We start from the raw sequence: 13,354 nt of genomic DNA, 5'->3' as shown, positions 1-13,354 counted from the left end.
GAAAGCGTGATGTCGGGGCGGTTCGCCTGACAGCTGTCGGGTGGGTCCGGTAGCCCTGAGCCTGTGAGATACGCGCAGGGCGGCGGGTTGACCGACACCGAGAGGGCCGCGCGGGAGCGGATCCGGCTGCAGGCCATGGAACGCTTCGAGGGCGGGGAGAAGAACCGGGAGATCGCCACCGCGCTGCGGGTGAGCGAGCGGTCGGTGGAGCGATGGCGCCGGCAGTGGCGTGAGCGCGGCGAGGCCGGGGTCCTCTCGAAGGGCTCACCCGGTCGCCCGAGGCTCGGCGAGAAGCAAATCGGCAGGCTGGAGCGCGAGTTGGAGCGTGGTCCGCTCGCCCATGGCTGGGAGGACCAGCGGTGGACGCTCGCGCGGGTGAAGACGCTGATCGGCCGGCTGTTCCACGTCGGCTATACCGTCGAGGGGACCTGGGCACTGCTCAAGCGCCACGGCTGGTCCTGGCAGCAGCCGACCCGCCGGGCCATCGAACGGGACGACCAGGCGGTCGAGTTGTGGAAGAAGGAGGTGTGGCCCCGGGTAAAAGCGCCGCGGCGGCTCGGGGAGCCTGGCTCGTCTTCGAGGACGAAGCCGGGCAGACCATGAGACCGCCGCGCGCCAGGACCTGGGGCCGCATCGGGTGCACGCCGGTGGTCCGTGAAGCCGTGGCGAGCTGTCAGTGCTGGTACTCTCGCGCTTGGCGGTCAGGATGGCTGGACTTGGTCGAAGAGGGCGAGGGCTTCGGCGGGGTCCGGGCTCACGAGGCGTTCCAGCCCGGCCATCGTGATCTTCGCCCACCTGCCGGCCCGTGCCCACATCTGTTCCTCGAAGGCACGGACGGCCTCGTCCAGATCTCCAGGGCCGGTGGCGATGGACTCGGCGAGTTCGGCGCCTTCCAGCATCGCGAGGTTCGCGCCCGCCCCCAATGGGGGCATCAGATGGGCGGCGTCGCCCAGTAGCGTCACCCCGGAGACGTGGGTCCAGGTGTGGGACACGGGCAGGACGTAGAGGGGGCGGTGGACGAAAGCGGTGCCGTGGCGGAGGAGGTCGAGGACGGGAGCGGCCCAGCCGTCGAACAGAGCCAGCAGACTCGATCGCACGGCCTCGACGTCGGCCAGGTCCAGGTTCGTGTGCCAGTCCAGCGGCGCGCGGAACTGGGCGTACACCTTGACGTGGCCGCCGCTGTTGCGCTGGGCGACGAGAGCTCGGTTCACGCCGTACACAGCCACGGAGCCGTCGCCGATCAACCGGGCGAGGTCGGGGTGGCGGGTGTCGACGTCGTCGAGGGAGGTCTCGACCGAGGTGACGCCGGTGTAGTGCGGCGTCACCGACGAGACTGCCGGGCGGATCCGGGACCAGGCGCCGTCCGCGCCGACCACGAGGTCGAACGTCTCCTGGCGCCCGTCCGCGAAATGGACCAGTACGCCATCCCGGGTCCCCGGCACCACCTGCGTCACGCCCCGCCCCCACCGGACGTCGAGAGGGCCGAGCAGCAGGTCACGGAGTTGCCCGCGGTCGATCTCGGGATTGGCCCGGTCATCTGAACGGGGTCGCCAGTCGCGCAGGACGGTCCCGTCCGGGTCCAGGATGCGCATGGCCTGCCCCTCGGGACGAGACAGCGCCCGGAATTCCGCCAGCAGCCCCGCCTTGTCCAGCGCGAGCTGGCCCAGCCCTTCGTGCAGGTCCAGTGTGCCGCCCGGGGGGCGGGCCTCGGGGGCGGGATCGCGTTCGAGGACGGCGACGGGGTAGTCATGGCGGTGCAGGACACGGGCGAAGGCAAGGCCGGCAGGGCCGCTCCCGACCACAGCGATACGATGTCTCATGTCGATACACCGTATTTCCCCATGACGACGCATCGCAACAGAACGGCGTGACCATGACTGTGTGGGACCGGCCGGAGCCGCCGACTCGCCCCGTGCCGCTCGACCGGGAGCGGATCGTCGCCGCCGCCATCGCGCTGGCCGACGAGGGCGGGCTGGGGGCGGTGTCGTTGCGCAAGGTCGCCGCCCGGCTGGACGCCGGCCCGATGCGGCTGTACGGATACATCTCCACCAAGGAGGAGCTGTTCGACCTCATGGTGGACGAGGTCCACGCCGAGATTCTCCCCGAGGAGCAGTCCGGTGACTGGCGGGAGGCCCTGCGCATCCTCGCCCACCGCACCAGGCAGGCCGCTCTCCGTCACGAATGGCTGGCCGACCTGCTCGGCGGCCGCCCGACCCTGGGCCCGAACGGCCTCGCCGTGACCGAGGCCACGCTGGCCGCCCTCGACGGCCTCGCCGACATCGACACCGTCATGCGCGCCGTGGAGACTGTCAGCGCCTACTTCACCGGCGCGATCAGACGCGAGATCGCGAACCTTCGGGCCGAACGCGCCACGGGGCTGTCCAAGCACGACTGGCAGCGCGCCTCCGGCCCGCATGTGATGAGAATGCTGGCCACGGGCCGCTTCCCGGCGCTGACCAAGGCCGTGTACGACGGCACGGACGTGGACGCCGAGGCATCCTTCGCGACCGGCCTGGACTGGGTCCTCGACGCCGTGGCCGCCAAACTCACCCGGCCGCCGGTGTGACGCTCAGCTCTTGCCGAGTGCGAGCGAGGTCGGGGCCGGTGTCCCCGGGCCGTGCGGGCTTGCGCCGCCACCACTTCATAACGTTGGTGCCGCCCTCAAGTGGGTGGGCCCCTGCCTGGTCACGCCCGCCGCGTGCGAGGACGCTCCCATCCTCGGCGGGGAACGGGTCGTCGGCGTCCTGCGCCGCTGACGACCGCCGCCAGGGGGAGCGGCGGGCCACGTCCTCGTCGCGGACGTCGAAGCCGTCCTCGCGCAGCTGCGTGACGGCGGCGTCCATGTGCCTGGTGTCGAAGAACACCAGGGCGTTGAGGACCAGTCCGAGAGCGCCGGTCTGATCCTCCATGCCGTCCTGGTAGCGCTGGTAGAGCTGTCCGGCCCGACCGTGGAAGATCTTCCGGGCGAGCGCGTGGCGGCCCTCCTGGAGGTTGGCCTGCACCACGTGGCCGCGGATCGCCAGGGGCACGCGTCACTCGGAGCCCCCCGACACGTCGCCGTGGCTGTTCCCTGGCGGACGACCAGGACACCCGATCAGTTCGTTCCGGCTCTCCGAGCGACTCCGCGCCATCGGCGTCCTCCCCGGCCGATCCCGCACTGCGGCCCTGTTCCAACTCGCCGAGGAACTCCCAGCCGCACCACTGGCACGCATGCTCGGCATCCACATCAGCGTCGCCGTCCAATGGCAGCGAGCCGCAGCCGGCGACTGGACCACCTACGCCGCTGACATCAGCCAACGCACCGCAAGACGGGAACACTGATGACAGCTCACCATCGCGCTGGGAAGCCGTCAGGCCCGAGATCTTCCAGTGGCGATCCAATACGACTTGCCATACGTTATCCGTGCGGATAACTTTATCCGTATGGATAAATCTCTGGCCGTGGTGGCGGTCGTGGCGGGCCGCAAGGCCGTCCCCGTGGGCCTACCCCCAATCAGACAAGTAAGCGCACCATCATGACTACCCGTCATGCAGCGACTGCGGCCCGCAAGGAACAGATCACTCGTGCCGCAATCGCCTTGCTGGGCGAGCGCGGCTACCAGGCCACCACCTTCGAGGCCATCTGCAAGGAGGCCGGGCTCAGCAGCAAGCGGCTGATCACCTACCACTTCTCCAGCAAAGACGAACTGTTTGCAGCCGTCGCCGACCAGATCGTCGCCGACGTTGAAACGTACATGCGGCCCGCCCTTGAGGCCGCCACGGGCACTCGCGAACTGCTCGCCGCCGCCATCCGGGCGAACGTGGGGTTCATCGCCGGCCACTCGGCGCACATGCGGGCGCTCCAACAGATCCTTCTCAACGGCGGTCTGGGCGGCTGGGAACGACACCACATCGAATCGCAGAACCGGCTGGCCAGCCTGTTCGCCACCGGGCAGCGCACCGGAGCCTTCCGCTCCTTCGATCCGCAGGTCATGGCGGCGGCGCTGCGAGCCTCGATCGACAACGCGGCCCCGCTCCTGTCCGCCGGCCTCGACCCCGACCTGTGCGCAAACGAGCTCATCGAACTCTTCGACCGCGGCACGCGTGAGCAGCCATAGATGGTCCGCAGGTCCCCGGTGAACCAGCCGCGCCAAGCCGGACCTCGGTCGCAGGCAGCCCTTGTCACTACCGACGGCGCGGGGTCCCGGCCTCCCCTTGAGGCGGGCGTCGAGTGCCTGAAATCGCAGGAAGCAGTGTGAGGGAACGCAGATTCTGCGGTCCTGAAACGCCACCGCCGTCCAGGACGGGAACACGGAAGGAAGCAATGCCATATACAGGAATCGTCGGGCGGACGTACGTCGTGACCGGCTCGGCGTCCGGCATCGGCGCTGCCACCGCGACGCTGCTTCGCGAGCGCGGCGCCCAGGTCATCGGGTGTGACCTCAACGACGCCGACATCCAGGCAGACTTGTCCACGCCCCGGGGCCGACAGGCACTGGTCGACCAGGTGGCCGAGCGTGGGCCCATCGACGCAGTGCTCGCCGTCGCGGGTGGTGGCAGGACCGGGCTCCTCGAGACGAACTACTTCGGTGCCGTCGCGACGCTCGAAGGCTTGCGGCCGCTGCTGGCGCAGAGCGATGCGCCTCGAGCTGTGGCCGTGTCGTCGACCTCTTCGCTGGCGCCCGCGGACGAGCGCGTCTTGCAGGCATGCCTCGACGGCGACGAAGCCGCTGCCGTGGCTCTTGCCAACGCTGAGCCATCTCTAGTTGGTGCCGCGGGCGCCTACGGCGCCGCCAAGCGTGCGCTGAATCGTTGGGTGCGCAGGGTTGCCTCAACACCAGAATGGGCGGGAGCCGGCATCGCCCTCAACGCCGTCGCACCCGGCGTCGTCGACACACCTGCCGCCTCCTGGATCTTCGCGAGCGAAGACATCCGCACCGCCGTCGAGACCGCCTCACCGCAACCGTTCGGCGGCTTTCCTGGGCGGCCGGAGTGGGTTGGCGAGCTCATCTGCTGGCTTGCCGGCGCGGACAACCGTTTCGTTACCGGTCAGGTCGTATTCGCCGACGGAGGCGCGGAAGTTGCGATGATCGGAGATCTCCATTGGCGCTGATGGACACGGACAACTCCGCAGTCCTCCTGATCCATGGCGGCCTCTGGATCGCAAGACTGGCGCTGGCATGGCCCGCAACCGCCGGAGACCCCGCAGCGGACTCCCGCACCCGCATCGGCCTGACCAACCTCGGCGCCTCCGACCAGATCATTCGTGACTTGCCGGACGGGCAGACCCCGCGAGCCGTCACCGACACCGAGCTGGCGACGCTCAAGATGCCGATCAGCGTGCTCCCCTCAGTTCCAGAGAACCCGTTCCACCGACGTCAGACCGTCGATGGACTCCGACGACTTCTGCCGGACAGCGAAGAACTCCCCGGCTGAGCCGCCATCCGACAGCAACTCCTGGAGGTGCCCGCCCCCGTCGTCGCGGACGCTCTCGGCTACCACGACAAGACCACCCGCCTGCTCAAGGAGACCGGCGGGACCTGGAGCCGATACGCCACTGGAGACCACACACGGTCACCAGCAGGCTGGGTTCCACAAGGAACTGGCGACAGTTGATTACGAGAGCACACCAGTACCAACCCCCGATCGCGTTCCGGCCGCGCCCGGCGGCGAGCGGCCCCCGGGCGGGCAGTGCGTCCACCCGCCGTCCACCCCACCGTCCATCGCGCCGCCGGCGAGACCGCCGAAGCGTGTCCTGCGGCCCGGGCCGGGCCCGGTCGCCGATCCTGGACCTCCCGGCCGACACCCGCACCCGCACCCGAGGAGCCCCGTATGCTGCTCCGACACCTGGCCCTGGTCTCCCGTGCCGTGGCGGACGAGCCCGGTCGCCGGGCCAAGACCGCCCTGCTGGCGGACCTCCTGCGCGAGCTCGGCCCGGCCGAGGCCCCGGCGGCGGTCTCGCTGCTCTCCGGCGAGTCGCACCGGCTGCGCACCGGCATCGGGCCCGCGAGTCTCCGGGATCTCCCGTCGGCCGCCGCCGGGCCTTCGCTCGGCGTCCGGGAGACCGAACGGGCCCTGGAACGGATCGCCGAGGTGCACGGCGCGGGCGCGCAGGCCGAGCGGCGCCGGCTGCTGGCCGGACTGTTCGAGCGGGCCACCGAGGCCGAGCAGGGGTTCCTGCGCGCGGTCCTGATCGGCGAACTGCGCCAGGGCGCGCTGGACGCCGTCGTCGCGGACGCGGTGGCGCAGGCCACCGGAGTACCGGCGGCAGCGGTGCGCCGGGCGCTGATGTTCCGGGGCTCGGCCCGCGCGGTCGCCGAGGCGGCGCTCACCGGCGGGGTGCCGGCCCTGGACGCCTTCCGGCTGGAGGTGGGCCGCCCGGTACGGCCGATGCTGGCCGCCTCCGCACCGGACGTGGCCTCGGCGCTCGACCGGACCGGACCGGCCGCGCTGGAGTGGAAACTGGACGGCATCCGGGTGCAGGTGCACCGGGACGGCCAGGACGTCGCGGTGTTCACCCGCGGTCTGGAGGACATCACCGCCCGGGTGCCCGAGGTGGCGGAGGCCGCGCTCAGCCTGCCCGTCCGTTCGGCGGTGCTGGACGGCGAGGCGATCGCGCTCGCCCCCGACGGCCGTCCGCGCCCGTTCCAGGAGACCGCCGCGCGGACCGCCTCCCGCCGGGACCCGGACCGGCTGCGCACCGAAGTCCCGCTCAGCGCCTACTTCTTCGACCTGCTGCACCGGGACGGCGACGACCTGGTGGACCGTCCGGGGCGGGAACGCTGGTCCGCCCTGGCCGAGTCCGCGCCGGCCGGGCTACGGGTGGCGCGCGTCGAGACCGGGGACCGCGCGCGGGCACTGGCGTTCTTCCGCGAGACCCTGGCGCTCGGCCACGAGGGCGTCCTGGTCAAGGACCCGGCGGCCGGCTACGCGGCCGGGCGGCGCGGCGCGGGCTGGATCAAGGTGAAGCCCCGGCACACCCTGGACCTCGTGGTGCTGGCCGCCGAATGGGGCAGCGGCCGACGGCGCGGCTTCCTCAGCAATCTGCACCTGGGGGCCCGGGCCGCGGGCGAGCCCGGCCTCGGGCCGTGGGTGATGCTCGGCAAGACCTTCAAGGGCCTGACCGACGAAATCCTCGCCTGGCAGACCGGCGAACTGCTCGCCCGCGAGGTCGAACGAGATGCGTACATCGTGAGGGTACGGCCGGAACTCGTCGTGGAGATCGCCTTCGACGGCGTCCAGCGCAGCCCACGCTACCCCGCCGGGCTGGCCCTCCGGTTCGCCCGGGTACTGCGCTACCGGACGGACAAGAGCGCCGACGAGGCGGACACCGTCGCCACCGTCCGCCGGATCGCCGCGGCCGAGGGGCTCTGACACCCGCCCCAGGTATGACGTTCACTCAAATCCCTTCCGTTTCATGGCTGTTCGATGCGAGAACAGATTCGGCCATTCTGTGCGATACCGCCTCCGCACTCTTCGTGTGCGACAGAGCGACGGTTAGGTTGACACCGATAGCGGGGGCAGCCGGCCCGGATGATCCGGTGCCACACCACCGAGAGGTGTCCGTACATGCAGGTGAGCATCGACCAGGACCGCTGCTGCAGCTCCGGCCAGTGCGTTCTGACCGCGCCGGAGATCTTCGAACAGGGCGACTCGGACGGGATTGTGAGTCTTCGTCAGACTCTTGTGACACCAACGCGGTTCGACGATGTGAGACTCGCCTCGGAGCTCTGCCCGGGCGGTGCGATCACCGTCACCGAGGACGCGGGAGAGGCGGGAGACGCCGGGGACGACCGGGCGTCGTGACCGACGGGTGGGGCGCGGGGCCCCCTGTCCCCCACGCCCCGTCGAGGCCCGGCGCCCCTGCCCGGTGCCCCATACCGGGTGCGCGCCGCGGGTACCCGGGCGGCCCACCGCCGACCGGCCGCCACCGTCCACTCGCCACCCGCTTTCCGTCACTTGCCACGCGAGGAGAATCCACCTTGACGAGCACGCCCACCGCCCCCGCCCGCCTGTTGCCCGCCCCGCGCGTCGGCGGGTGCCCGTTCAGCCCGCCGCCCGCCTACACCGAGGCCGCGCACGAGGGCTCCGTCACCCGCGCCGAGCTGCTGGACGGCTCCTCCTGCTGGCTGGTGACCGGCTACCGCGAAGTCCGTACCGTGCTCTCCGACCGCCGGTTCAGCGCGGACGCCCGTCGGCCCGAGTTCCCCTTCGTCACCCCCGGCCGGCGCGAGATCGCCGCCGCCGATCCCAGCTTCATCCGCCTCGACGACCCCGAGCACTCCCGGCTGCGCCGCATGGTCACCGGGGACTTCCTGGTCAAGCGGGTCGAGGCGCTGCGCCCGGAGATCCAGCAGATCGTCGACGAGGCGATCGACCGGATGATCGCGAGCGGCTCCCCCGCCGACCTGGTCACCGGCTTCGCGCTGCCGGTGCCCTCGCTGGTGATCTGCCTGCTGCTCGGCGTCCCGTACGAGGACCGCGAGCTGTTCCAGGCCCTCAGCCGCGTGATCATCAGCACCACCGCCGAGGAGGCGGAGGTCGCCCGGGCCCAGGCCGAGCTGCTGGACTACCTCGGCGGCCTGGCCGCCCGGAAGCGCCGCAGCCCCGGCCAGGACATCCTCAGCCGGCTCGCCGCCCGCGACGACCTCTCCCTCCGGGAGATCGCCTCGACCGGCCTGTTGCTGCTGGTCGCCGGGCACGAGACCACCGCCAACATGACGGCCCTCTCCACCGTTCTCCTGCTCCGCCGCCCCGAACAGGCCGCCCGGCTGGCCGACCCCTCGGCGGTACCCGGCGCGGTGGAGGAGCTGCTGCGCCACCTCAGCATCGTCCACACCGGCCTGCCCCGGCTGGCCCTGGAGGACGTCGAGCTGGGCGGCACCCTGGTCCGGGCCGGCGACGGGGTGATCGCGATGCTCTCCACCGCCAACCGGGACGACGCGGTGTTCGCCACCCCCGGCCACCTGCCCGCGGACGAGCTGGACCTGGACCGGGACGCCCGCCGCCACGTCGCCTTCGGCTTCGGCGTGCACCAGTGCCTGGGCCAGCCGCTGGCCCGGGCCGAGCTGCAGATCGCCCTGGCCACGCTGTTCCGCCGGCTGCCCGGGCTGCGGCTCGCGGTACCCGAGAGCGAGCTGTCCTTCCGCACGGACGCGGTCGTCTTCGGAGTGGAGTCGGTGCCGGTCACCTGGTGACACCGCGCGGGCGGCCGGGCGGCCCGGTCGGCCCCGGCGCGGGCCCCGGTTGGCCGTACGGCGGCTGCGGAGGCAGGCTTGAGGGGCAGAGAAACCCGGCCCGGCGGCCGCCCGGCGCCGCGGGGCGCCCCGGCGTCCCGCGACCTGCGACCTGCGACCTGCGGCACGCCCCGGTCGGCCGAGGAGACGGAGCCCACGATGACCGACATGAGCGCACGGTCCGAGGTGAGCGCCGACCGCGAGGAGGACATCCGCGCGGCCGACCCCGAGGAGGGCATCACCTCGATGCAGAACCAGCACGCGCAGGACACCTCGCAGGCGGAAGGCGCCCCCATGGAAGAGCCCGTGGCGGGTAGCTGACCGTCCACGACGAACGAGTTGCCACGAGGCCGCCCGGCGTACGGGCGGCCTCAGCGACCGCGATGTCGCTGCCGCAGCGGCGGCAGACCTGCGAGGAAGGATCGACGCATGAGCGAACAGCAGCACGGCACGGAGGCGCAGCGCGGGCAGCAGGCGGACCCGCCCGGGGATCCGCGGGCATCCTGGGCGACCTGGACCACCCAGTCGATCATCAGCGGGCCCGGCGGGGTCACCACCGCCGAAGTGGGCCCGATATCCGGCGACCTGACCCTGCACACCACCTGGGCGGACGGCGAGGCCCGGCTGACCGTGCAGTACACGGGCGCGTTGGACTGGTACACGGTGGCGGGCAGTCCCGTGCCGGCCCCGGACGAGGCCGTCGCCCGGGCGGTCCACCAGGCGATGGTCAACGGCGTCAAGGCCGGACGGGGCGCGAGCGCCCCGGAGGCACCGGGCACGTAGGGGCTCCGTCCGGCATCACCGGACGGCCGCGGTGGAGGCCCTGCGGCCGCCCGGTCCCGGGCCCGGGTCTCCGTCAGTCATGCGGCTCGGCCTCGCCCGGGACCGCCGGGGCCGCGGCGGACCAGTAGGCGGGGACGGCCGGGCCGCGGGAGCGCAGGTCCGCGCGCACCTCACGGGCGAGCCTGCGGGTGTCGCGCCGGTTCACGTTCGCGCCGATGCCGGCGCCGACCAGCAGCGGGGTCAGCGAGGGCAGGCGGCGCAGCGAGCTGCGGGTGAGCCGTTTGCGGACCTGCTGGCGCACCTCGGAGCCGAGGGCCATCGCGGCGAACCCGGCCGGTCTGACCAGGGCCGCCCCGTCGACGCCCCGGCGGTTGGCCCAGGCCCCGAGGTAGGCGAAGGCCCGCTGGGTGGCCGTCCCCTGGGCCGGGACGCCGTACACCTCGTGCAGCTCCGCGATCAGCTTGATCTCCACGGCCGCCACGGCGAGCGTCTCGGCGGCGATCTCCACCGGCATCGCGGGCGGTACGGGCAGCATCGCCGCCGCGCCGACCCCGGCGCCGAGCGCGCCCGAGGCGCGGCAGGCGCCGGTGATCAGCAGGTCGGCCAGCCGGTCCGGGTCGGCGGCACCGGGATGCTGGGCCCGCAGGGTGGCCAGATCACGCACCGGGATTCGCGGTGCGGCCTGCACCAGTTGGTCGGCGAGGGCCCGGCCGCCGTACGCGGCGCCCTTGGCGGCGACCCGGCCGCCGCTGCCGAGCAGCCGGGCGACGGAGGCGACCAGAGCCGCGCCCCGGCGCCGGGCGCGCTCGGCCCGGTCCCCGGTGACCCGCCGGGCCGGGGCGCCCGCGGGCGCCCCGGGGGTGGGCCGCTCCAGTTCCTCGACCAGTCCGGCCAGCTCGTCGGCGACGTGTTCCGGGGTGGGCTCGGCAGGCCCGCGGCGCCCCGGTTTCCTGAGCCCCGGTTTCCTGAAGAGTGCCATGCTCTGCCGGTACCCGGTGCGGCGCGGCGGTACGCGCTACTCGGTGATCTCCACCCCGCGCCAGAAGGCCACCCGGCCCCGGACGTGCTCCGCCTCGGGCTTCGGGTCGGCGTAGTACCAGGCCGCGTCCGGGTTGGTCCGGCCGTCCACGGTCAGCGTGTAGTACTCCGCGGTGCCCTTCCAGCTACAGACGGTGGTGGTGTCGGACGGGCTCAGGTACTCCGCGCGGACCGAATCGGCCGGGAAGTAGTGGTTGCCCTCGACGACGGTGGTGTCATCGCTCTCGGCGATGACCTGGCCCTGCCAGCGCGCTGTGGTCATGTGTCGATTCTGCCCGGCTCGCGGGCCGACAACCGCCGGGTCGGCCGGCCCGCGGCAGGCGGTCGCCGACTACGGCAGCGGCTCGGCGTGGACGGGGAGATGCACGGACTGGTGGCCCCCGCTGGCGAGGATCCGGACCTCCCCCGCCTCACTGATCTCGGCCCGGACGATGCCGCTGTCGTCCTCGTACACGGGGTGCCCGCCGGGACCGACCGTCGCCGTGCGGCTGACCACCACGACATCCTGCGGGGCCTGGGTGCCGGGGGTGCCCGGGAACGTGAGCACATAACGATGGGCGGGGTTCATCACCGGCCTCCTGGTCCCTGTTCCGCCGCCGGTCTAGACGGTCGCGTCGGCGGTGGCGTGGTCGGCACGGGCGGGGGCGCCGCGTACCTCGAGCTCGGCGAGCAGCCGGGCGGTGGCCTCGGCGACCGCCTCGACGGCCCGGTCGAAGGCCTCCTGGTTGTGGGCCGCCGGGGCTCGGAAACCGGACACCTTCCGCACGTACTGCAGGGCGGCCGCGTGGAAGTCCTCCGTTCCGGCGTCGGGCGTCACGGGCGGTCGCAGTGTCTTGATATTGCGGCACATGACCCCAGTCTCGCGCCTGGGCGCCCGCCTGGCGACCCCCGTGCGTCACCGTCTTGCCATGAGCTCCACACGGGGGCGCCATCCGGCCCGGCTAGGATTCCGCACGAACCCGTCACCCCCGCCCTGTCCCGTGCTGTCCTCGCGCGGCCCCTTCCTCCCGCCGCCCCCGCGTGCGGGCGTCACTCCGGAGTACCCCCTTGCCACTCGCGCTGGTTGCCCTGGCCGTCACCGCGTTCGCCATCGGCACCACCGAATTCGCCGCCATGGGGCTGCTCCCCCAGGTGGCCGACAGCCTCGACGTCTCCATCCCGCAGGCCGGCTGGCTGATCTCCGCGTACGCCATCGGAGTGGTGATCGGCGCCCCGCTGCTCACCGCCCTCGCGGCCGGGCGGCCGCGCAAGGCGGTCCTGGTCGCCCTGGCCGGCCTGTTCGCGACCGGCAACCTGCTCTGCGCGCTCGCCCCCGACTTCTGGTCGCTGGCCGCGGCGCGGCTGGTCACCGGGCTGCCGCACGGCGCGTTCTTCGGCGCCGGGGCGGTGGCCGCCGCCGAGCTGGTCGCCCCGCAGCGACGGGCCAGGGCGGTCGCCGTGATGTTCTCCGGTCTGACCGTCGCCAACATCGTCGGCGTGCCGGTCGCCACCCTGCTCGGCCAGCACCTCGGCTGGCGGGCGACCATGCTGGTGGTGGTCGTGATCGGGGCCGCCGGAACGCTCGCCATCGCCCGTCTGGTACCCCAACTGCCCTCCCCCGCGCAGTCCGGGCTGCGGCACGAGCTGCGCACGTTCCGCGACGGGCAGCTATGGCTGGCGCTGGCCACCGTGGTGTTCGGCTGCGGCGGCTTCTTCGCCTGCTACAGCTACATCGCGCCGCTGCTCACCGAGGTCTCCGGATACGCCACCGGGTCGGTGACCCTGGTGCTGGCGCTGTTCGGCGTCGGGATGACGATCGGCAACGTGCTGGGCGGCTTCGCGGCCGACCGGGCGCTGCGCCCGACCGTCTGCGTCGCCTTCCTGCTGCTCGCCGCGACCCTCGCCCTGTTCGCGGTGACCGCCCGCACCGAGTGGTCGGCCGCCGTCACGGTGGTGCTGGTGGGGATGTTCGGCTTCGCGATCGTGCCCGCCGTGCAGACCCTGGTGATGCAGAAGGCGCGCAGCGCGCCGACCCTGGCCTCGGCGACCGTGCAGGGCGCGTTCAACCTGGCCAACGCCCAGGGGGCGTACTTCGGCGGCCTTGCCCTGGACGCCGGGCTCGGCTGGACCTCGCCCACGCTGGTCGGCGCCGGGCTGGCCGCCTCGGGCGCGGTGATCGCGGTGATCGCCTGGGCCGCCGACCGTCGCCCCCGGCACCGGCCGGTGCCGGGGGCGACGGAGCTTCCCGCGGCTTCCCCGGTGCCGGGCGGGCGTGCCCCGGTGCCGGACGGCGAGCCGTGCACCGGGGCGGGGCTGCCCGGCTGAGCGGCCCCGGACGC

At 72.8% G+C, this 13,354-nt stretch carries 16 protein-coding genes and 1 pseudogene; 11 read left to right on the top strand and 6 right to left on the bottom strand.

Going from position 1 to position 13,354, the window contains the following annotated elements:
* Positions 1 to 63 precede the first annotated feature (63 nt).
* Positions 64 to 603, top strand: coding sequence for a winged helix-turn-helix domain-containing protein (locus ACIO5D_RS18820; protein WP_400796444.1), 540 nt, complete (start codon positions 64 to 66; stop codon positions 601 to 603).
* A 98-nt stretch (positions 604 to 701) separates the two neighbouring features.
* Here ACIO5D_RS18820 and ACIO5D_RS18815 read toward each other — a convergent pair whose 3' ends face one another.
* A complete protein-coding gene (locus ACIO5D_RS18815; RefSeq protein WP_400796442.1) occupies positions 702 to 1,820 on the bottom strand; it encodes an FAD-dependent oxidoreductase in 1,119 nt (372 codons plus the stop codon).
* Positions 1,821 to 1,873: 53 nt separating this feature from the next.
* Between ACIO5D_RS18815 and ACIO5D_RS18810 the strand changes: the two genes are divergently transcribed.
* Positions 1,874 to 2,566: a TetR/AcrR family transcriptional regulator gene (locus tag ACIO5D_RS18810; RefSeq protein ID WP_400796659.1), complete on the top strand. Its 693-nt coding sequence runs from the start codon at positions 1,874 to 1,876 to the stop codon at positions 2,564 to 2,566.
* A 202-nt stretch (positions 2,567 to 2,768) separates the two neighbouring features.
* Here the strand turns inward: ACIO5D_RS18810 and ACIO5D_RS18805 are convergent.
* Positions 2,769 to 2,999, bottom strand: a pseudogene (locus tag ACIO5D_RS18805) (Tn3 family transposase); the annotation flags it as partial.
* Positions 3,000 to 3,515: 516 nt separating this feature from the next.
* Here ACIO5D_RS18805 and ACIO5D_RS18800 point away from each other — a divergent pair.
* The 8 genes from ACIO5D_RS18800 to ACIO5D_RS18765 all read left to right on the top strand — a co-directional run bounded on the left by ACIO5D_RS18800 (position 3,516) and on the right by ACIO5D_RS18765 (position 9,998).
* Complete coding sequence (locus tag ACIO5D_RS18800; protein WP_400652808.1) at positions 3,516 to 4,097, top strand: TetR/AcrR family transcriptional regulator; 582 nt, start codon at positions 3,516 to 3,518, stop codon at positions 4,095 to 4,097.
* Between the two features lie 242 nt (positions 4,098 to 4,339).
* On the top strand, positions 4,340 to 5,092 hold the full coding sequence (locus ACIO5D_RS18795) for an SDR family oxidoreductase (RefSeq protein WP_400652807.1): 753 nt from the start codon (positions 4,340 to 4,342) through the stop codon (positions 5,090 to 5,092).
* Positions 5,092 to 5,415: a hypothetical protein gene (locus ACIO5D_RS18790; RefSeq protein ID WP_400652805.1), complete on the top strand. Its 324-nt coding sequence runs from the start codon at positions 5,092 to 5,094 to the stop codon at positions 5,413 to 5,415. The genes ACIO5D_RS18795 and ACIO5D_RS18790 overlap by 1 nt, the downstream gene beginning before the upstream one ends.
* A gap of 396 nt (positions 5,416 to 5,811) precedes the next feature.
* Positions 5,812 to 7,353 carry an ATP-dependent DNA ligase gene (locus tag ACIO5D_RS18785; protein ID WP_400796440.1) on the top strand — a complete coding sequence of 514 codons (1,542 nt, stop codon included), beginning with the start codon at positions 5,812 to 5,814 and terminating at the stop codon, positions 7,351 to 7,353.
* 201 nt (positions 7,354 to 7,554) lie between these two features.
* Entirely contained in the window at positions 7,555 to 7,785 is a 231-nt protein-coding gene (locus ACIO5D_RS18780; RefSeq protein WP_400796436.1) for a ferredoxin, read from the top strand.
* A gap of 176 nt (positions 7,786 to 7,961) precedes the next feature.
* Positions 7,962 to 9,176: a cytochrome P450 gene (locus ACIO5D_RS18775; protein ID WP_400652801.1), complete on the top strand. Its 1,215-nt coding sequence runs from the start codon at positions 7,962 to 7,964 to the stop codon at positions 9,174 to 9,176.
* A 207-nt stretch (positions 9,177 to 9,383) separates the two neighbouring features.
* Entirely contained in the window at positions 9,384 to 9,536 is a 153-nt protein-coding gene (locus tag ACIO5D_RS18770) for a hypothetical protein (protein WP_363612738.1), read from the top strand.
* A gap of 108 nt (positions 9,537 to 9,644) precedes the next feature.
* Positions 9,645 to 9,998, top strand: coding sequence for a hypothetical protein (locus ACIO5D_RS18765; protein ID WP_363612736.1), 354 nt, complete (start codon positions 9,645 to 9,647; stop codon positions 9,996 to 9,998).
* A 73-nt stretch (positions 9,999 to 10,071) separates the two neighbouring features.
* Here ACIO5D_RS18765 and ACIO5D_RS18760 read toward each other — a convergent pair whose 3' ends face one another.
* The 4 genes from ACIO5D_RS18760 to ACIO5D_RS18745 all read right to left on the bottom strand — a co-directional run bounded on the left by ACIO5D_RS18760 (position 10,072) and on the right by ACIO5D_RS18745 (position 11,886).
* Positions 10,072 to 10,977: a hypothetical protein gene (locus tag ACIO5D_RS18760; RefSeq protein WP_400796434.1), complete on the bottom strand. Its 906-nt coding sequence runs from the start codon at positions 10,975 to 10,977 to the stop codon at positions 10,072 to 10,074.
* A gap of 36 nt (positions 10,978 to 11,013) precedes the next feature.
* Positions 11,014 to 11,298, bottom strand: a complete 285-nt coding sequence (locus ACIO5D_RS18755; RefSeq protein WP_363612732.1) for a DUF427 domain-containing protein — start codon at positions 11,296 to 11,298, stop codon at positions 11,014 to 11,016.
* Positions 11,299 to 11,367: 69 nt separating this feature from the next.
* Complete coding sequence (locus ACIO5D_RS18750; RefSeq protein WP_363612730.1) at positions 11,368 to 11,604, bottom strand: DUF6296 family protein; 237 nt, start codon at positions 11,602 to 11,604, stop codon at positions 11,368 to 11,370.
* A 33-nt stretch (positions 11,605 to 11,637) separates the two neighbouring features.
* On the bottom strand, positions 11,638 to 11,886 hold the full coding sequence (locus tag ACIO5D_RS18745) for a DUF2277 domain-containing protein (protein ID WP_363612728.1): 249 nt from the start codon (positions 11,884 to 11,886) through the stop codon (positions 11,638 to 11,640).
* A 197-nt stretch (positions 11,887 to 12,083) separates the two neighbouring features.
* Between ACIO5D_RS18745 and ACIO5D_RS18740 the strand changes: the two genes are divergently transcribed.
* Positions 12,084 to 13,340, top strand: coding sequence for an MFS transporter (locus tag ACIO5D_RS18740; protein WP_363612726.1), 1,257 nt, complete (start codon positions 12,084 to 12,086; stop codon positions 13,338 to 13,340).
* The last annotated feature ends 14 nt before the right edge of the window (positions 13,341 to 13,354 follow it).

The organism is Kitasatospora sp. NPDC087315 (genome assembly GCF_044744345.1).
GTDB lineage: Bacteria > Actinomycetota > Actinomycetes > Streptomycetales > Streptomycetaceae > Kitasatospora.
This window is presented reverse-complemented; position numbering and strand designations above follow the sequence as displayed.